The following is an 18,451-nucleotide window of genomic DNA, read 5'->3' on the forward strand; positions in this document are numbered from 1 at the left end:
ATTCGCCATTTTTGGCGGCTTCATTTTGAATGGCGCGATTCCGCTGCCCGTTGTAGAGAGATGTCGCCATTTCGCTCGCCACCTGTTTGTTGCCGGTGACGCAGTCATCGGTGCATCGATGGGAGGAGTGGATCTCCAATCTCTCATAAGCTACCTCATGCGAAAGACGGGTTGAGACATCGCAGGTTCGGTTGGGGACCGAGACCTGGCACGTCCGGCATGCGCAATGGCATCTGCAATAATTTGCATTGTCATGGCTGTGGGCGATTAGGTCCGAAGCGGAGATTTGGGCGATGGTTCAATCAAAGGAAAGCGCAGGTGAGTAGAAGCCAGGCATGGAACATACGCCGAGCTGCTCCTTGCGTTTTGGGTCTCGATAGGTTTTAAGCCCGGTGACTTCATGACCATAGGCATGAACGAGAAGCGAGCTGCGTGGCTTTGCTGCGCTTTAAACAGTGTGACGCACTCCGCGTAGCTCATGCGCATTGAATTGTTCTGAGCCTCCACAAAGGAATCCATCATGGCCAAGATGACCAAGAATCAGTTGATTGATGCAATTGCAGAAGGAACGCAGGTTTCCAAGGGAGACGTAAAGGCCGTCATCGAGCATATGGCGATTGTGGGCTATAAGGAGCTGAATGAATCCGGCGAGTTCGTCATTCCCGGCTTCGTCAAAATGTCAGTCGTGAACAAGCCTGCTACTGAAGCCCGTAGCGGTGTAAATCCTTTCACGAAAGAGCCTATGGAGTTCGCGGCCAAGCCAGCCAGCAAGTCGGTCAAGGCGTCACCTCTGAAGGTTGCTAAAGACGCTGTTTGAAGCGGGCGAGTTGGTTGAGGTGTGTTCGTTCGTCTAGCCTGTGGGTAATTCCGTCACCACCTGGACAGACGCCCCCACCCGCGCGCTCTTCGCCCCGAGACGTAATCTCTTGGGGGCCTAGGGAACAGTCTCGCAAAGGCCATGCGGTGTAATGCCCGCGTGGCCCTTTTTTTGTTTATTTACTATTGTCTGACCGCAAAAATACGGACTCTGTTCGTTCTCCGTGAACAGATGCGGACGCTCAGACCTTTGTTTCGGTCAGCAAGCCGATGTTGGCGATTGACGCCAAGTTGGCGGGCCATGCGCGCGTTCGAGCAAGAGCTCAACCGGAATGCTCTGCCCGATTCGTGCCGGCGCGACCCTGCAGGCGCAATCATCCTTGACCTGGATCAAACGATCAATCGCGACAGGCACAGTTTTTCGCTTTCGAAAGCGCGGCGCGCGGCGCCGGCGCGGGCCGATACAAGCCCACGTGACCGCAAGCACTCCAGGCCAGCGCCATTGACTGTGTCCGAAGGCGATGAGGCGTCCATGAATCCATTGCTCAAGGAAATCCGGCACAATCCCCTGCTATGGCTGCTGGCGTTCGTGCCGGTGCTGTTCGTCGCGCAAAACGTCAAGCCGAACGCGCACACGCTGCTCTTCGTGCTGTCAGTCCTGGCAATCGTTCCGCTCGCCGGCCTGCTAAGTCACGCCACGGAATCTGTGATGGCCTGGATCCGCGAAGAGCGGGCCGATGCCGCCGCTACTGGTGTCGAACAGAGCACCGAAAAAGTCGCCGCAATGCCTAGCGTTTAGGCGCATCTTGAAGTGGCTGCACGCGCCGAACGGGCGTTGTTCCCTTGACCTATATCAATGGTCCCTGCCGCCCGGGCGCAATCCTCATGCAGGGCTGCAAGCAGTGAGAGAAGCGAGCATGTCTACCAACAAGCCGGCCTTCTCGGGCGAAGCGCTTCGGGGGCTCTTTGCATCCGGCCTCGAATATCTGGTCGATACGGGGCAGCGCAGTGTTCTGTTCCTCGATGTCATGCGCCAGCGCGGACTGCAATACCGCGAACACATCGCTGAAACCGCGCCTCATGTCCTCAACTACGAAGTTGAGTTGATCGTCGACGGCAGAACCCTTCGCCAAGCGGCGTGGCGATTGATAACAAGCGCCGCCCGTTCGTGGTGGTTGATCCTCGTGCGGGTCACGGGCCGAGAATCGGCGACGAGATCCGGGCGTATGGGCAGACCATCGTCTGTACCGTTCACGAGACGGTCGGGCATCTCGGCATCTTCGTCTCCGGTGCTCGAGCCGGCGGCGAGCCTCGCCGCCATCCCCAAATTGCTTCCGCCCGACGAAGACGAGCGGCGTGCCGGCCTGGAGGCAATTCGGGGCGTGCTGTCCGCGAGCGCGGAAATATCCGGCGAAGCAGCCAAGCGGCTCGATCGCGTGACTGAATTGTTCGGTCTCGCAGGAACACCGCAGGCGAAGGCCTCTTAGGCTTTGGCCGGTTGATCGGAGAGTTGGAAATGGGCATTGCATCCATAGAAGCGGGTGAAGCGAGAGCCGGCGTGAGATACGATCGCCTCATTGCAGCGGCTAAAGCGATCCCGCCGGCGACAACCATCGTCGTGCATCCATGCGATGAAGGTTCGCTGCGCGGCGCGGCCGATGCTGCCGAGGCAGGCATCATAAAGCCCGTACTTGTCGGACCATCAGCGAAAATCAGGGCGGTCGCGTTCAAGCACGGTATCGACATCAGCGCTTTCGAGCTGGTCGACGCCCCTCACAGCGAGGCTGCCGCCGCAAAGGCAGTCGAGCTGATTCACGCGGCCAAGGGCGAGATGCTGATGAAAGGCAGCCTGCATACCGACGAACTGATGCGAAGCGTTACCGCAAAGGCAGGCGGACTGCGTACGGAACGGCGGATCAGCCACGTCTTCGTGATGGATGTTCCGGCTTACAGCGAAACTATCTTCGTCACGGACGCCGCGATCAGCATCTTCCCGGACCTCGATGGCAAGCGCGATATCGCGCAGAATGCGATCGATCTCTATACGCAGATGGGACTTGGCACATCTCCCCGGGTCGCCATCCTCTCGGCGGTCGAGACTGTCACATCCAAGATTCCGTCCACCGTCGAGGCTGCTGCGCTATGCAAGATGGCGGACCGCGGGCAGATCACGGGCGGGCTGCTCGATGGGCCACTTGCCTTCGACAATGCGATCGACCGGGAAGCGGCACGAATCAAGGGCATCAAGTCGGAGGTCGCGGGGCGGGCCCAGATTCTCGTGGTGCCGGATCTCGAGTCCGGCAACATGCTGGCCAAGAACCTGGCGTACTTCGCCAGGGCGGACAGCGCCGGCATCGTGCTCGGCGCCCGTGTTGCTGTTGTGTTGACGTCGCGGGCGGATTCCCCGAGGTCCCGAATGGCATCCTGCGCCGTTGCGACGCTCTATGCCGACGGACGGCGTCGCCGCGCGCAGACAGCCGCAGCGTGACGGCCATGGACACCATCCTCGTCATCAATGGCGGCTCTTCAAGCGTCAAATTCCAGGTGTTTGCCGTGGATGGCAACGGTGGGCTGCGTCGGCGGATCAAGGGGCAGATGGACGGGATCGGCAGCCGTCCCCGGTTGCGTGCTACCGGCGCGGCAGGAGAGGCGTTGGCGGATCGAGTCTATCCGATCGAGAACGTACCTGATGTCCCGACCGCCTTGATGCTCGCCAGCACCTGGCTACGGGACGAACATCAATTGAGGCCGCTCGCCGTCGGCCATCGCGTCGTCCATGGCGGTCCCGACTACGATCGCCCCGTATTGATCGATCATGGCGTGGTCGCGCGTCTTGAGCGGTTGACGGCACTTGCGCCGTTGCATCAGCCCCACAACCTGGCGCCGATCCGAATCCTGCTTGCCAAATTTCCTGCGCTGCCCCAGGTCGCCTGCTTCGACACGGCTTTTCACCGCGACCACGACGAGGTCGCCGACCACTACGCCATACCCTTTAGGCTGCACGAGGAGGGAGTCCGCCGTTACGGATTTCATGGTCTTTCCTATGAGTACATCGCACAGACGCTGCCGGATGTCGCACCCGAAATCGCCAGGGCCCGGGTGATCGTGGCGCATCTCGGAAGCGGCGCCTCCATGTGCGCCATACACGGCGGACGGAGCGTGGAGAGCACGATGGGATTCACCGCGCTCGATGGGCTCCCGATGGGAACGCGCACCGGCCAGATCGATCCCGGAGTCATTCTGTACCTGATGACGGCAAAGGGCATGTCAGCAGCCGAGGTGCAGGATTTTATCTACCGCGATTGCGGGCTGAAGGGACTTTCCGGCGTCAGCAACGACATGCGGGAGCTTCAGAACAGCTGCGATCCCCATGCGGTGTTTGCCGTCGACTATTTCGTCCACAGGGTTGCGCTGCAGGCCGGAATGCTGGCTGCGGCCCTGCAAGGTCTCGATGGTTTCGTCTTCACCGCAGGGATCGGTGAAAATTCCGTCGGCATTCGGGCACGGATTGCGGAGCGGCTCGAATGGCTCGGGGTGTCTCTCGACCCGGTCGAGAACGCTCGCCACAGCTCTCGGATATCGCGCGGGGACAGCAAAATTCCGGTCTACATCGTGCCGACCAACGAAGAACTCATGATTGCACAGCACACATTGTCGCTGCTGTGGAATCGACACTCATCGTCCAGTCTGAAACGCGAGAGAACGTCATGACCATTCCGGTATTTCCAGAAACCAAGATTGCGCTGAAGGGACGGAAGGGACTGATCGTTGGTATCGCCAACGATCAGTCGATCGCATGGGGATGCGCCAAGGCGTTTTGGGCCCTTGGCGCGGATCTCGCGGTCACCTACCTGAACGAGCGGGCCAGGAAGCACGTCGAGCCACTGGCAAAGGATCTCGAGGCTTCGATCTTCATGCCGCTCGATGTGAATGCCGAAGGACAGACCGAACAGGTGTTCGAGCGAATCGGGAAGGAGTGGGGGCAGCTCGATTTCCTGCTGCACTCGATCGCCTTTTCTCCCAAGGAAGCGCTGCATGGGCGCGTCGTCGATGTCGAGCGCGACGGCTTCCTCAAGACGATGGACGTTTCCTGCTGGTCGTTCATGCGGATGGCGCATCTGGCGGAGCCGCTGATGAAGAATGGCGGCACGCTTTTCACCATGACCTATTACGGCAGCCAGATGGTCGTCAAAAACTATAACGTCATGGGCGTTGCGAAGGCGGGCCTCGAGGCCGCCGTCCGCTACATCGCAGCCGAACTTGGCCCCAAGGGGATCCGGGTGCACGCGATCTCGCCGGGGCCATTGGCGACGCGCGCTGCTTCAGGAATTCCCGAATTCGACGAGCTGATGGACAAGGCGCAAACCACCGCGCCTGCACGGAGTCTCGTGAGCATCGACGACGTCGGTGCGGCGACGGCATTCCTGGCGCTCGACGCCGCGAAGCTGATCACGGGCGGCGTCATGTATATCGACGGTGGATATCACATCATCGATTGAGACGCACGGCGGTCGACGTGGCGCCGGTCAAACGTTGGTCTCTGCTTGGACCGATGACCGCGATGAACGGGGTTCTGTTGTTCGGCTGGTCGACGGCGGTGATCTTTGAGGTGTTGCGCACGACGCTGCTGGCGCGCGGCGAGGAGGGAGCTCAAGCGAAATGAGGATGGCCCAAGTAGCCTCTACGCACGTGCCCTTGATCTGTATCAAGCCGGCAGAGGGGGCCGTGGTCAGCCTTAGGGCAGGCGTCGTGCTGCGCCCGCGGCCGGTCGCGCGTGCGGTGGCGACGCCCGGCGTCGGCCGTGTCGGCACGCCCACGAACCGCGGTGGCCCGGTGGATCGCGTCGGTCGGCGCTGACCGGACCTTTCTTGCCGCCATAGCACCTCGTTGATGTCTCGGATTGCTCGACGTCGAGGTGGAAGGCGGCTCTTGCCAAGACACGACCGTACCCGGGTTCGACCTCGAAGCGGGTGCGGCGTCGCGACGGAGTAGCGTATGCCCTTGGCGCGATATTTCCTTTATGTCGGCGGAATACTGCTCACTCTGGTGTTCGTTCTGGACGCATGCCTGACCGGACTGCCGGTCATTGAGAGATCGCACGCCAATTCGTCCGTCATCCGCATTCACTCCGATCGGAAATGGCCGGAGCGCATCGTTTTCGATACCACCCTTCCGACGATCGTTCCCGCGCCGACCGCGATCGTGGAGGGCCGCGTGGCCAGTCCAGCGACGGCCTCCGGCGTCTCTATAAAGGAGAGGGAACGCGAAGCATTTGCGTTGATGCAACCATCCGACGCGAAGCGGCTGGAGCCATCCAACCCGCGACGGCGAGAACTGAAGCCGCAACGGCCACGCAAAATCGTGAAGCGGCACGTGACGCCACATCCGGTCTTGGTCGCGCGGCAGCCGCGGTTCGGCTGGTTTGGCAACACCATCTGGTGATGGCATCCGCAATCCTGTCGCCAACCGATTGTAGAACGGCAACCACCCTTTTTTCACTTCGGGATGCAGAGCGGCCTAAGCGTCTCGTCAGAGCTGCGGGCCTTGTCCATCGGACCGCGGTTTTGCTCCGCGCCGTCTTCAGACCCCACCTCGCGATGACGCCCTTGCGCTTCGCTAACCCTTCGCCGTCATCAGGCTGGATAGAGGACTTCCACCTCCAAGCTGTCGTTCATACTCGGCACATACAAAAAAGCCCCGGCACTGTGCCGGGGCCAAGGCTCGACTTGCTGGAGACAAACCCTTGATCAGTAGCGAGCCGCGACAGGCGCCCCGAAACCGCCGAAGCGGTAGTTGATGCGAGCGGTGACGATATCGACGTCCTGAGTGATGCGGTCGTTGCCGAGGAAGGCGCCGGTCGCGTCGACAAAGGTGTGGGTGCGGTCCTGCATGAACAGGTGATTGTACTCGACGCCGACCGACCAGTTCGGGGCGAAGCCGAATTCGATGCCCGCGCCGACCACGGCACCCCAACGGGTATCGTCGCCGGTGGTGGCAGCCAAGACGCCCGTGGGAACATCAAAGACGCGGAAACGATCCGCCGTAACGGCCGCACCGCCCTTGACGTAGAACAGCACGTTGTTGGCGGCGTAACCGATCTGGCCCGTGATCAGGCCGAACGCATCGATGCGCGACTCGTTACGGGCGGCGGGGAAAAGCAGGCTCACATTGCTGCCCTGGAAGTCGGCCCAGTTGCCCTGGCCTTCAACACCGAACACCCAGGTGCCGGCCTGCCAGCGATAACCGATCTGACCGCCGACGGTGCCGCCGTCTGCGTCATGGCAACCCTCGGCCCCGATGAACGCGCCGGTCACGTCGACGAAATCCCAGCACTTGCGGCTCGTACCCCAGCCGCCGTTGGCGCCGATGTAGAAGCCAGTCCAGTCGTAGATCGGAGCCACGACCGGCGCGGGTGGCCGTGCCTTGACTGCCATATCCGCAGCGGATGTGGGGGCGGCGATGCCGACCAATGCTACAAGACCAACGGTAGCCAGCAGAAAACTTTTCATTTTTTCCTCTCCATTTCCGTTGGCTTTAAATTGTCCCCACCAACGGGTGTTGCAGGCGTTGCATTGATTCCAACTTGCAACTGAAACCTACGTACTTTAGGCAAAATGCTCGTGCCAAAATGGCAACACTCAAGAGCAATTGGTGAGCGCTCATATTGCTTTGTTGATTATCGTGCATATGGCGGGCACGGCTGTGCGCCGCGAGAGTTCCGCGCGCCCTTTGAAGGTGCGGTTTATTCGATCTTCCCAGAGTGCGGGTCAGTGCTTTCCGCCGCGTTGCCGCTGTCTTGTTGCTGTCCTTCGTCAAGCCATGACGGAATGTTTCCCGATGGGATCGCGCGTCTCGGCAAATGAGGAATGATTGTTCCGGCGGTCACGACCAATCCCTCGTCGAATTTCGCACGTGCAAAATTCCTGGCTTCCATTTCGGTTTCAAACGTTTGGGTCGATCGGGAGCGCCGGCTGCGGACCGCTGTGCCTCGCCATGGGAGTTCGAAGGTCACATACCAAGTGTGCTTCTTCATCCGATGATTCCGATGGATCTGCCAGCCGGAGCGTCTCCGGCATCGCGTTCAGCGACGGTGGAGCGCGATCAGCTCGGCGACGCACGCAGGACGCTGGCCGCCTTCGATTTCGATCACCATGTGGTAGTTGACCCTCAAGCCATCGGGCGGGACGTCTTCCACTTCGGCGATGCTGGTGCGGCCTCTGATCCGTGAGCCGGCCGGGACGGGAGAGAGATAGCGGATCCGGTCTGCGCCATAGTTCAACGTGTTGCGCAGTCCTTTGAGCCCCATCACGGAACGAATGAACATCGGGGCAAGGCTGAGCGACAGCAGGCCGTGGGCGATGGTGACGCCGCCCGGAAGCTCCTTCCTTGCCCGCTCCTGGTCGACATGGATCCATTGATCGTCGCAGGTCGCCTGCGCAAAGAGGTTGATGCGTTCCTGGGTTACGTCAATCCATTCGCTGGCTCCGACTTCGGTGCCGACCGCTGCCTTGAACTCGCTGAAGTCGCTGAAGATGCGCATTGCTGGTCCTCGTGCCTAAGCTTGTCGGATCAGATTTTCATTTGGGGAACGTTGGCTGGGATGAACAAGTCCGCTTCCGTTACCGCCATGACCTCGGCGATGGTGACGCCCGGCGCGGTCTCCTGAAGCGTTATCCGTCCAGCGGTGAAGCCGATCACCGCCATATCGGTGACGACCAGGTCGACCGGCCGGGAAGAAGTCAGCGGCAGTGCGCATTTCTGCACGATCTTCGATTTTCCCTTGGCGGCGTGCTGCATGGCGACGATGACGCGCTTTGCCCCGGTCACCAGGTCCATCGCGCCGCCCATCCCCGGCACCATCTTGCCGGGGATCATCCAGTTGGCGAGGTGTCCTTCGGCGTCGACCTGCAGGCCGCCGAGGACCGTTATATCCACGTGACCACCACGGATCAATCCGAACGACATCGCGCTGTCGAAGACGCAGGCGCCGGGCAGGGCGCTGATCGGCCGTCCGCCGGCATCGGTAAGGTGGGGGTGAGCCATGCCTTGCTCCGGTATGGGTCCCGTGCCGATCAATCCGTTTTCCGACTGAAAAAATACCTTGAGATCGGACGGAACAAAGTTTGCGACCAGTGTCGGAATTCCGATGCCGAGATTGACGAGGTTACCTGCGCGGAGTTCGCGTGCCACCCGTCGCGCGATGATCGATTGAGCATCCACGGGTCACCCGTTGGCGATGAGGTAATCGACGAGCGGCGCGGGCGTTACGACATGGTCGGGCGCGATGACGCCGACGGGAACGATGTTCTCCGCGGTGACGATGACGGTATCGGCCGCCATTGCCATGACGGGATTGAAGTTGCGTGCGGTCAACGCGTAGGCGAGGTTGCCGAGATAGTCGGCTAGAAACGCATGGATCAGCGCAAAGTCCGAGCGAAGCGCCGTCTCGAGCAGGAAGCTCTTGCCGTCGACCTCGATCCTTCGTTTGCCTTCCTCGACCATGGTGCCGACGCCCGTCGGCGTCAGTACGCCTCCCAGGCCGCAGCCGCCGGCCCGAATGCGCTCGACGAAGGTGCCCTGAGGCACCAGGTTGACGGCGACCTGGTTGGCCATCATCTGCTTTTGTACGTTCGGATTGAGCCCAATGTGGCTTGTGGTCAGCGTCGAGACCAGCGCCGCATCGAACAGTTTCCCGACGCCCTTGCCGGGGAACGCGGCGTCATTGCTGATGATGGAGAGTTCGGACTTCCTTTGCCTGACCAGTTCGTCCAGCAGACGCTCCGGCGTTCCGACCCCCATGAACCCACCGACCATCACGGTTGAGCCGTTGGGGATCCTGGCAACCGCTTCTTCCACGGAGACGGCTTTCATCGGAGACTCCGAAATCGCTTGCGCTTGCAGGCGCTTGCCCGAAGGTGGAGCGAAGCCGGCATGAAGCTTTGATCTGTATCAAGGCTTCCGCTTCTGGTATCGATGCCATTGCCGGGATCGCCGTCTATCGGTGCTTGCGGCGTTCTATGCCAATCGAGGACAGCATATCGTCCCATAGCTTGCGTACCTGCTCGTGGCGGCTCTCGATGGCCGTGTCCACTTCGTTGCGAAGCGGCAGCAGGTCTGAGTCAATTCGCCTGTTGCCATCGACCGTCTGGTCAATGGCCCTTCAAGCGAGACCACTGTCGGTGTTGCGCCAACGTCGACCAGCGCAGCGCCGAACGCCGGCCTGAACAAGTAGGAACCTGATGGTGGCACGGGTGCGAGCGGGTGAGGTCCAACTCGGCTGGCGACAGTGGGGCGAGGGCGATGTCACCGTTGTCTTCATCCACGGCAATCTCGCCAGCAAGGACTGGATCGAACTCGCCGCGCCGCTGTTCCCCAGCGGCGTTCGTGTGATCGGCATTGACTGGCGCGGCTGCGGCGAAAGTGACCGGCCGCCGCCGGCGGCCGATTTCTCCAACTATTCCATGCGCCAGCATGCGCTCGACATGCTGGCCGCACTCGATGAGTTGCAGATTCCCTTCTGCCACCTCGCCACCCACTCCACCGGCGGCATCATTGCCGCGCGCATGCTGCTCAAGCAGCCCGAACGCTTTGGCAGGGTGTTCGCGCTGGATCCGGTTACGCCGCTGGGCATGGCCTTCAATGCCGAGCAGACCGATCTGTTTCGCAAGATGATGAGGAGCCGGGAGCTGACGCGCGCGGTCATGGCCACCGCCGCGGCCTCGCTGTTCGTCCCCGAGAGCCTTGCGCCAAATACCGTGCCGCGCTTTCGCGAGGGCCTCGCTGAGATCCAGGCGTTCTACGAACGCATCCTGGAGCAGACATTCGGTGTATCCGAGGGCGTCTGGCTCGGGACGCCGTTCAACCTCAATCTGGAGCGGGAGAGCGGTGACCTGGAACGGCGCATGGCGGAGATCTGGCACCCGCACCTGGTGCTGTGGGGCGAGAAGGATGGCTGGATAGCTCCTGTCGATCTCAAGACCATGGCAGCAGCCATGCCGGATTGCCGGCTAATCACGGTGCCGGGCATTGGACATTCAATGAATCTCGAATCGCCCGCTCTCTACGCCGGATACTTTGGCGCATGGTTCGGCGGGCTTCCCGGAAGCGAAGTCGCGATCTAGCTCCGCGCTAAAGGTCCAGCTCCGCCAGCCGTCCCCGGTCCAGCAGTACGATTTGCCGCTGGGTCTGGCCGAGAAAGCCGAGAATGCCCATGCCGTGAAGATGTGACAGCGCCCGGGACACCGTTTCGAGCGTCAGGCCGAGATAGTCGGCGATATCGCGACGCGACATCGGAAGGGCCATCACGCCGGCGGCCGTCAAGCGGAGGTCCATCTCGCGCAGGAATGCGGCGACGCGTTCCAGCGACGTCTTGCGCCCCAAGAGCAGCATGTGGTCCTCGGCATGCCGGAGGTTGCTCGTTGTCATATTCAGGAGATCGAGCGCCACCATCGCGTCTGTTTCCGCAACGTGCTCCAGGCTGCATCGTTTCATCAGCCGTACTGTCGTATCGACGATCGCTTCCGCGGTAAATCGATGGGTTAAACCGTTCTCCAGTCCAAAAATGTCGCCGGCGAGGTGGAACGCGCCGATCTGGCGGCGGCCGTCGGAAAGAAGCTTGTGGGTGCGAACCGCGCCGTCTCCGACCTGGTAGATATAGTCGGCAGGTTCCGCCTCTCCAAAGATTTCTGTGCCCTTGTTGTACTTGAATTCGCTGAGGATTACCCTTGCCCGTGAAAGCTCGCCGAGTTGCCCCAGAGTCCTCGGCCTGCTTCCGGGATGAGCATTGACGTTGACAAACATGGATCTCTCCCTGTTTGAGACAATTTGTTCGCATCCCGGAGGGGCCTTCGTTGCCATGTGTCTATGCGTGGCTGGCCGCTCCCGGAATTGTGTTAAACCAGAGCGTGCAGGGAAGGCTATTGTATCGAGGGTCATTGGCCTCTGGGACAATGACCGGAAGGCCAATATTACAGTAGAACAGTAAGAAATTTTTATAGGACGTGCCCGCTGTCCCGGCCGACGTCTAATTTTTTGTTTCATTGGCGATGGTGGGGACAATTCTTCATCGCCTAACCTCGGTTCTGATGCCATGGGCGACTGGATCAGTGCGTTGTTGATGAGTGTAGCTGTCGTCCTCACCCCTCTCCCGGTGACGGCGCAGGAGTTGCGTTCGCGATCGATACTTGTTCTGGACCAATCCCAATCTACGGGGCCGTTTTTCCTTCAGGTGTTCGCTGGGCTCCGCGCCGGGATCGACGGCGGTGCCAGCGCTCACACCACGCTTTTCTCCGAAAGTCTCGATCTCAGCCGTTTTGATGGCGATGCCTATGACGAAAGTCTGCGCCGTCACTTCAGCGAGAAATATCGAGACAAGGATATCGGCGTTATCGTCACGATGGGCGCCGGCGCCCTGGAGCTTGTGCAGCGCTGGAGGGATGAATTATGGCCGGGAATTCCTGTCGTGTTCGGGATGGTCGATGAGATCGACTACGCCCGGCTGAAATTGCCGAACGATATAACGGGCAGCACTCTCAAGACGCGACTCGCCGATTCAATCGGGGTCGCGCGAGCGGTGGTGCCTGATCTCGAAACCGTCGTCTTCGTTGGCGATCATTGGGACCGCCAGAACATATTCGGGAGCTGGGGCCTTGAGATACCCAAGGCCACCGCGGGATTGAATGTCATTGATCTCGTGGGCGCGACGATGGCGGAAGTGCGCAAGAGGGTCGAAGCGCTCCCCGCGCGCAGCGCCATCATCTATTCCGCAATGTATTCCGATGGTGAGGGTACCTACTATTCGCCTGCCAAAGCGTTTGAGCTGGTTGCGGAGAAGGCGAATCGGCCAATTATCGTTGCGGCGGAACCGCTTGTTGAGCTGGGCAGCATCGGGGGCTCTGTCATCGTTCCCGGTCTGGTTGGCGCTGACGCCGCAAAGCTGGCGTCGCGGATTTTACACGGAGAACCGGCGTCGAGTATTCCCGTAACGATGTCGCAAGCGGTGAAGCCGATCTTCAATTGGCTGCAGATGCAGCGATGGGGGGTCCGCGGGTCTGATTTGCCTCCCGGAAGCGAAATTCGTTTTCGCGAGCCAAATGTGTGGGAGAAGTATCGTTGGCAGTCCCTTTCTGTTGCGGCCGCGTTGTTGATACAGGCCGGGCTGATTTCGATTTTGCTGCACGAGCGGCATGGGCGAGCCATTGCTGAACGCGAATCCCGGAATCGCCTGACCGAGCTGGCCCACGCGAATCGTCAGGCGACAGCCGGGGAGCTGACTTCCACGATCGCGCACGAGCTGAATCAGCCCCTCGGTACAATTCTGACCAATGCTGAGACGGCAGAACTGATATTGAGTTCTCCGGCGCCGAACTTAAGCGAGGTCAAGGAAATCCTTGCCGACATCAGGCGGGATGATATTCGCGCCAGCGAGGTCATTCATCGCATGCGCAGCTTCTTGAGAAGGACGCCGTTCGAGGACAAGGCTGTCGACCTCAACGATACCGTGCGCAAGGTATTCGATTTCCTGTCGGTTCAGGCATCGGTGCGAAAAGTTGCGCTGTATTTCGAGCCCTCGGGAGAGCCGCTTCAGGTGAAGGGCGATCAGGTTCAGCTTCAGCAGGTCATCATGAACCTGGTTGTGAACAGCATGGATGCGATGGCTGCGATACCAAATGGGCGGACCGTGATTGGGCGGACCGAGATGAATGGTGGGTCGTCCGCAGTTGTTTCGATTTCGGATTCCGGTCCCGGGATTCCGACCGAGAAGTTGAACGAGGTCTTTGATCCATTCTTCACCACCAAGCAGCAAGGAATGGGAATTGGCCTGTCGATCTCGCGCACCATCGTTCAGGCGCATAACGGGCGCATCTGGGCGGAAAATCAGAAGGAAGGTGGTGGCGCGGTGTTTCGTTTGTCTCTGCCGCTATCCTTATCGTAGGGGGGTCCATTGCCGGGGTATGTGCATATTGTTGACGACGACGCCTCGTTTCGGACGGCTATCGAACGTCGTTTGAAGAAGGCCGGTTACGAAGTCGCGACTTATCCGTCGGCCCAGCATTTGCTCGACAGTCTGCCGAGCGAAAATGAATTGGGCTGCATTTTGCTCGACGTGCGAATACCGGGATTGAGCGGTCCGGAGCTGCAGGGGCGTTTGAGCGAAATCGGCTCGATCTTGCCGATCGTTTTTCTCACGGGCTATGCGGATGTCCAGACCACGGTGCGGGCCATCAAGGCGGGCGCAGAAGATGTTCTCACCAAGCCGGTATCGTCGGAGGAGCTGCTTGCCGCAGTTGAGCGGGCCCTGGCTCACCACGAGGTAATGCGCGGCCAGAGAACCCAGCTCGACGTCGTGCGCGCTCATATTGCGAAGTTGACGCCGCGCGAACGCGAAGTCTTCGAACTCGTCATTCGCGGCAAGACCAACAAGCAGGTCGCCAACGTATTGGGCGCGACCGAACGCACGATCAAGGCGCATCGCCACAGGGTGATGGAGAAGCTGCAAGTGCAGTCTCTTGCCGAATTGGTCTCCCTTGCCGAGCGGGCCGGAGTTTTGAGAGATCCGTCGAGTACCAGACAGACGAATTGAGAAGTCGTCAACAGGATTTGAGTTCGCATTGTCCCATGGGACAATAGTAAATGCGGGACTCAGGGCTTACCAAAATAGTGTGGTGAGTCGGGGAACCACGACCTGATCGGCTTCGGCGGACGCTGACAGGTTTCAGATCGTCTCCTGGAAAGACGTTCAAGGCGCGATCAGGGATTGCGATCTTGGGAAATAGGAATGTCGTCTTTGTCGTCGATGATGACCCTGGAATGCTCAAAGGGCTAAAGCGGCTGCTACGCGAACACGGTTACGACAGCGTTGTGTTTTCGTCCGCCGAGGAGTTCCAGAATCACGACGATTTCGAGTCGGCGTGTTGCGTGGTTCTCGACATCGATCTGAACAACGAATCTGGAATTGAACTGAGGCACCGTCTCAGAGCGGCGGGGATTTCACTGCCGGTTATTTACATTACCGCCAACGACAGCCCCACGGTCCGCATGGCCGCAATCGACTCCGGCTGCATTGCCTATCTTACAAAGCCATTCCGGGCGAAGTCGCTGATCGAGCCGATCGAAAAATTAGCGGCCAGGGCAGCGTAGATTGTCGCCGTCGCGAACACTACGCTTCATGCCGAGATCCGGCAGCATCAGGACCGACGTCGCGGAAGTTCGGATTGTCGCAACTGCCGACCTTTGAAAAGAACAGCGAGTACAAGCCGCGTTCCGGATCATCGAGTGCGGCCGCGCCGTATCCGGTGCCGGAGGGCGCAACGACCATGTAGCCCCGCCGGGCATGCCGTGCATCCCTTGCTTTGCCGACGCTGGCAGTGACCGTCGGATAGCGAAAGCCTTTCCTGACGGGACCCCGTGCCGTTGATCCGGATCAATCGAGCCCGCGGGTCACGGCCTCAACTGGTATGGGCGCGTCTCACGATGACGGAGCCTGAGGGCCGTCAGGAGCACTAGCCAAGTCGCCAATGTCGGGTCCGGGTCACAACGGCCCGGACTGAAATCCCTCCAAGAGTGAATAATGATGATGTTGCATCACAGGCGATCGGTAGTGGTAGCGCTGTTAGGATTGCTGACTTCGGCGGTCGCTGCGACGCCGGCATCGGCGGAAATCGGAACGGTGAGGGTGGTCTTCACCAAAGGTGAGTTTATCGTTGGCGTCGGCGGTGGCGACGGTGTGCTGACATTCCGCGGCAAAAACTATCCATCTACGGTTTCGGGTGCCAGCGTCGGCTTCACCGTTAGCGCATCGACCACCAGGCTGGTCGGCAGGGCATTGAACCTGAGGGGTCCCGGTGACATTGCCGGGTCATACGCCGTGGTCGGCGCCGGTGGAGCGCTTGCGGCCTGAGCCGGCGGCGTGCAGTTGCGGAATGCCAACGGCGTCATCCTGCAGCTCAGCGGTCCAAAGGTTGGCGTGGAACTGTCGGCCGCCATGGGCGGGGTGACGATCGCCATGCGATGAGTTTGCGGAAACGAGTTTGCGTCGAGGCGCCTGTCGGGCGCCTCGGCTCGCCGGATCGCGATTACTCGCCCCAAGCGATCGTAATGCTGATGTCGCCCGGCACACCTCCGGGAAAATCGACGATCTGATAGCGGATGCGGTAGCCGCGCGGCTTCAGATAGTCGGACCAGAGCTGAAAGATTTCCTGCGCTATTCCCGTTAGCGTCTTTTCCCAGCCCGGCTCCTGTTGATTGATGGCGCGGCCGTTGTCGGTGCACAGCGTGTGGGGGAACCGATAGACCTGAACCTCGCTCAGCCCATTTCGTACCGCGCGCTGGATGACGGTCGAGGCAAGCTTGACCTTTTCGTCTTCGGTCAGGCCCGACGGCTTGCTCAGTTTTTCGATCAGCTTGTGCTTTTCAGATTCGGCTGCGGCAGTTCGGCGGGCATATTGTTCGGCCCTTTCAGCCTCCTGGAGGGCGGCTTGCTTCTGGATTTCCCTTGCCGTGGGCAGCAGTTCGTCGATTTTCTCGGGCATGGCTGATCCTTCCTCAATGACCGTCGCGCCTGAACCGGTAGCTAGCGTCAGCGCCGAGACCGCTCCTTTGATCCAAATCAAGCATTTGCGACGCCGCGCGACTTCAATTTTCGGCAGCGCCCGGCCGAGCGAGGAGATGGCATGAAGCGGTTACTTCACCGGCAAGTTTGATTTTGTGCCGACGGTCGGATCATTCCGCGGCGACGTGATCAGCCCGGCTGCGACGGTCCTCATCGTGTGCAACGAAGAGATGACCGGCGTGCTTGATGACGTTTTTGGTCGTCTCGCGGATGTGGCGCTCGATGAGTTCCTGAGCCTTTGCCGTATTCCGCGCGATCGCCGAATCCATGATCATCTTGTGTTCGACATCCTTGGCGCGCCACTTTGGCCGGAACTGCGACGACATGCGTCGGTAGCGGTGCGCGCGTTCGAACAGCTTCTGGCGGATCTCCAGCAGGTTGGGGGAGCCGCAGGCGGCGACGAGCGAAAAATGAAAGTCGCCGTGCAGTTTGTCCCACTCGCCGGAAAGATAGTAGTTGGGGCCGAGGCGGTTCTGGAGGCGGTCCATCCGGTGGAAAGCGCCGATGATATCGGCTTCCCAATCGTCGTTACCATGCTTGATGGCAAGCCCGATGCATTCACGCTCGACGAGCACGCGGACGAAGGTGAGGTCATTCAGGTCGTCAATCGAGACCGGCGCGACCACAAAGCCGCGCTGGTCCTCAGCGACCACGAGGCCTTCGGCCACGAGACGCGAGAGTGCCTCCCGCAGCGTAGAGAAGCTGACGGCGTACATCTCGCGCAGCGCTTCGAACCGAAGCTTGGCGCCGGGCTTCAGCGTGCAGCTGATGATGTCAGTGCGCATCCGGTGCAGCACGTCCGCCGCGCGCGTTTCTCCTGCTGGCTTGAGCCTGTCGCGCATCCGCGTCGTCCTGGGTAGCTGTCCGCAACACGTCATGGGTTGCAGTCCGCACACTAGGGCCGATTTTCGAAAAAATCAAACAACGTCCGATGATTGGAGGTCGATCAGGCCGGGTGAGGGAGCCCAAGGAATCCGGAGCCATGCCGGCGGCCTCGGCTCCGAAACCGGCAATTTCTCGGACTGCCTGACCGGGAGGTCAATGGGATGTGGCGTCCGGGTCGAGCGCTTTGGAAAGAAAGTCGCTTGCGAAGTCGACGATTGGCTGCGCCGAGGTGAGCGTGCAGCGCGCTCGCCCGACAGGACCCACCTGAGCCTGCCCGAGTTGCATGAACTGCTCGCCGATGAGCGGAAAATATCTATTCAAATCATCGCCCACATCCGGTGCGGAGATCCATGCTCGCTCGCTGCCGGCATCCACCGGAATCTTCCGCATCTTCCTCCGCCCGTGCGGTAGGCGGGATTCGGCAAAGTGAAGCAGTGTGGCCCGATTGAAGCCCACTCCGAGCAGCAGCAATTTGGCATCGAGTTCATACAGACGCGCGAACGGCGACCCCGCACCTTGCCCCCATGACAGTTCATGCGGGCTCACAATGAACCTGGCCAGCGGCCCGCGCGCGGTGACCGAGACTTGCGGATGCTCGCTTCGCATGACATCGGGCCAGGTTCGAAACGTCTCCGCGATGGCGCCCATGCTTGTCGGCGTGATCGCAGGATCAAAGGCAGGCACGTGCCGTCGCACGAATTCGATAACGTCATCCCCAAAGTGATGATCTTTCCAGGTTACCGGATCTGACACCTCGGGGCTGAACGCCGGCATCACCAATGTGCCCTGCGGTCCCAGGACGTCCATCAACGCGCGAACCACCGTCGGCGCACCGCCCAGCACATGGCCGATAGCGCTGAGAGACGAATGCACCATGAGTACCTGCCCGGTACTCACTCCCAGCCGCCGAAGGTCCGAGGCAATTCCGGCCTTGGTGTGCGGCGCCTCGCGGGTTCGCGCATTTGAATCAGCGCCCATGCAAATCCATCGTGCGTCTCGGCATTCGAAATCCACCGCGGCCATTGAACCGCCTGCGCGCATCAAACCCAGCAGGCCTTTTCAATTAGCAGTGCCATTTGTGCCGGTAAATGGCCTGTCCCATGATTTTGTCTGAGCCAGGCTTCAATTGTGCCCGTCAGG

General features: G+C 60.4%; 21 protein-coding genes and 3 pseudogenes. 14 read left to right on the top strand and 10 right to left on the bottom strand.

Going from position 1 to position 18,451, the window contains the following annotated elements; genetic code table 11:
• The first annotated feature begins 520 nt into the window (after positions 1–520).
• The 9 genes and pseudogenes from V1286_RS07045 to V1286_RS07085 all read left to right on the top strand — a co-directional run bounded on the left by V1286_RS07045 (position 521) and on the right by V1286_RS07085 (position 6,258).
• Positions 521–817, top strand: coding sequence for an HU family DNA-binding protein (locus V1286_RS07045; protein ID WP_334478485.1), 297 nt, complete (start codon positions 521–523; stop codon positions 815–817).
• A gap of 300 nt (positions 818–1,117) precedes the next feature.
• Positions 1,118–1,615: a hypothetical protein gene (locus V1286_RS38855; RefSeq protein ID WP_417021112.1), complete on the top strand. Its 498-nt coding sequence runs from the start codon at positions 1,118–1,120 to the stop codon at positions 1,613–1,615.
• Between the two features lie 118 nt (positions 1,616–1,733).
• Positions 1,734–2,026: pseudogene (locus V1286_RS07055) on the top strand (DUF3141 domain-containing protein); the annotation flags it as partial.
• A 306-nt stretch (positions 2,027–2,332) separates the two neighbouring features.
• Positions 2,333–3,304 carry a phosphate acetyltransferase gene (locus V1286_RS07060; protein ID WP_334478487.1) on the top strand — a complete coding sequence of 324 codons (972 nt, stop codon included), beginning with the start codon at positions 2,333–2,335 and terminating at the stop codon, positions 3,302–3,304.
• A gap of 5 nt (positions 3,305–3,309) precedes the next feature.
• Positions 3,310–4,527 carry an acetate/propionate family kinase gene (locus V1286_RS07065; RefSeq protein ID WP_334478489.1) on the top strand — a complete coding sequence of 406 codons (1,218 nt, stop codon included), beginning with the start codon at positions 3,310–3,312 and terminating at the stop codon, positions 4,525–4,527.
• A complete protein-coding gene (gene fabI, locus V1286_RS07070) occupies positions 4,524–5,315 on the top strand; it encodes an enoyl-ACP reductase FabI (RefSeq protein ID WP_334478490.1) in 792 nt (263 codons plus the stop codon). Before V1286_RS07065 ends, fabI begins: the two co-directional genes overlap by 4 nt.
• Before the next feature lie 14 nt (positions 5,316–5,329).
• Positions 5,330–5,479, top strand: a pseudogene (locus V1286_RS07075) (two pore domain potassium channel family protein); the annotation flags it as partial.
• 2 nt (positions 5,480–5,481) lie between these two features.
• The gene (locus V1286_RS07080) at positions 5,482–5,673 is read left to right on the top strand and encodes a hypothetical protein (protein WP_334490254.1); all 192 of its coding nucleotides are present in this window, start codon (positions 5,482–5,484) and stop codon (positions 5,671–5,673) included.
• Positions 5,674–5,811: 138 nt separating this feature from the next.
• Positions 5,812–6,258, top strand: coding sequence for a hypothetical protein (locus V1286_RS07085; RefSeq protein WP_334478492.1), 447 nt, complete (start codon positions 5,812–5,814; stop codon positions 6,256–6,258).
• Positions 6,259–6,563: 305 nt separating this feature from the next.
• Here V1286_RS07085 and V1286_RS07090 read toward each other — a convergent pair whose 3' ends face one another.
• The 5 genes from V1286_RS07090 to V1286_RS07110 all read right to left on the bottom strand — a co-directional run bounded on the left by V1286_RS07090 (position 6,564) and on the right by V1286_RS07110 (position 9,687).
• Positions 6,564–7,325, bottom strand: a complete 762-nt coding sequence (locus tag V1286_RS07090) for an outer membrane protein (RefSeq protein ID WP_334478493.1) — start codon at positions 7,323–7,325, stop codon at positions 6,564–6,566.
• A 233-nt stretch (positions 7,326–7,558) separates the two neighbouring features.
• Complete coding sequence (locus V1286_RS07095; protein WP_334478494.1) at positions 7,559–7,849, bottom strand: hypothetical protein; 291 nt, start codon at positions 7,847–7,849, stop codon at positions 7,559–7,561.
• 48 nt (positions 7,850–7,897) lie between these two features.
• Positions 7,898–8,356: a MaoC family dehydratase gene (locus V1286_RS07100; protein WP_334478496.1), complete on the bottom strand. Its 459-nt coding sequence runs from the start codon at positions 8,354–8,356 to the stop codon at positions 7,898–7,900.
• Between the two features lie 29 nt (positions 8,357–8,385).
• The gene (locus tag V1286_RS07105) at positions 8,386–9,036 is read right to left on the bottom strand and encodes a 3-oxoacid CoA-transferase subunit B (RefSeq protein WP_334478497.1); all 651 of its coding nucleotides are present in this window, start codon (positions 9,034–9,036) and stop codon (positions 8,386–8,388) included.
• A gap of 3 nt (positions 9,037–9,039) precedes the next feature.
• Positions 9,040–9,687: a CoA transferase subunit A gene (locus tag V1286_RS07110; protein ID WP_108513497.1), complete on the bottom strand. Its 648-nt coding sequence runs from the start codon at positions 9,685–9,687 to the stop codon at positions 9,040–9,042.
• Positions 9,688–10,058: 371 nt separating this feature from the next.
• Between V1286_RS07110 and V1286_RS07115 the strand changes: the two genes are divergently transcribed.
• Positions 10,059–10,937 (top strand): alpha/beta fold hydrolase, encoded by an 879-nt coding sequence (locus V1286_RS07115; RefSeq protein WP_334478499.1) that lies wholly within the window; start codon positions 10,059–10,061, stop codon positions 10,935–10,937.
• Positions 10,938–10,944: 7 nt separating this feature from the next.
• Here V1286_RS07115 and V1286_RS07120 read toward each other — a convergent pair whose 3' ends face one another.
• Positions 10,945–11,616, bottom strand: a complete 672-nt coding sequence (locus V1286_RS07120) for a helix-turn-helix domain-containing protein (protein WP_334489556.1) — start codon at positions 11,614–11,616, stop codon at positions 10,945–10,947.
• 289 nt (positions 11,617–11,905) lie between these two features.
• Between V1286_RS07120 and V1286_RS07125 the strand changes: the two genes are divergently transcribed.
• From V1286_RS07125 to V1286_RS07135, 3 genes are all read left to right on the top strand, one after another.
• On the top strand, positions 11,906–13,750 hold the full coding sequence (locus V1286_RS07125; protein WP_334478500.1) for a sensor histidine kinase: 1,845 nt from the start codon (positions 11,906–11,908) through the stop codon (positions 13,748–13,750).
• Positions 13,751–13,759: 9 nt separating this feature from the next.
• The gene (locus V1286_RS07130) at positions 13,760–14,398 is read left to right on the top strand and encodes a response regulator transcription factor (protein WP_334478502.1); all 639 of its coding nucleotides are present in this window, start codon (positions 13,760–13,762) and stop codon (positions 14,396–14,398) included.
• A 182-nt stretch (positions 14,399–14,580) separates the two neighbouring features.
• Complete coding sequence (locus tag V1286_RS07135; RefSeq protein WP_334478504.1) at positions 14,581–14,955, top strand: response regulator transcription factor; 375 nt, start codon at positions 14,581–14,583, stop codon at positions 14,953–14,955.
• Positions 14,956–14,974: 19 nt separating this feature from the next.
• On the opposite strand, the gene V1286_RS07140 is transcribed toward V1286_RS07135, so the two are convergent.
• On the bottom strand, positions 14,975–15,133 hold the full coding sequence (locus tag V1286_RS07140; RefSeq protein WP_417021113.1) for a hypothetical protein: 159 nt from the start codon (positions 15,131–15,133) through the stop codon (positions 14,975–14,977).
• A gap of 258 nt (positions 15,134–15,391) precedes the next feature.
• On the opposite strand from V1286_RS07140, the pseudogene V1286_RS07145 reads away from it, so the two are divergent.
• A pseudogene (locus V1286_RS07145) lies at positions 15,392–15,829 on the top strand (hypothetical protein).
• Positions 15,830–15,890: 61 nt separating this feature from the next.
• Here the strand turns inward: V1286_RS07145 and V1286_RS07150 are convergent.
• The 3 genes from V1286_RS07150 to V1286_RS07160 form a co-directional block, all read right to left on the bottom strand.
• Complete coding sequence (locus tag V1286_RS07150; protein WP_108513495.1) at positions 15,891–16,346, bottom strand: hypothetical protein; 456 nt, start codon at positions 16,344–16,346, stop codon at positions 15,891–15,893.
• Positions 16,347–16,536: 190 nt separating this feature from the next.
• The gene (locus tag V1286_RS07155; RefSeq protein WP_334478507.1) at positions 16,537–17,268 is read right to left on the bottom strand and encodes a GntR family transcriptional regulator; all 732 of its coding nucleotides are present in this window, start codon (positions 17,266–17,268) and stop codon (positions 16,537–16,539) included.
• Positions 17,269–17,464: 196 nt separating this feature from the next.
• Entirely contained in the window at positions 17,465–18,334 is an 870-nt protein-coding gene (locus V1286_RS07160) for an AAC(3) family N-acetyltransferase (protein ID WP_334478508.1), read from the bottom strand.
• Positions 18,335–18,451: the final 117 nt, after the last annotated feature.

The sequence above is a fragment of the Bradyrhizobium algeriense genome, assembly GCF_036924595.1.
GTDB classification, from domain to species: Bacteria; Pseudomonadota; Alphaproteobacteria; order Rhizobiales; family Xanthobacteraceae; genus Bradyrhizobium; species Bradyrhizobium algeriense.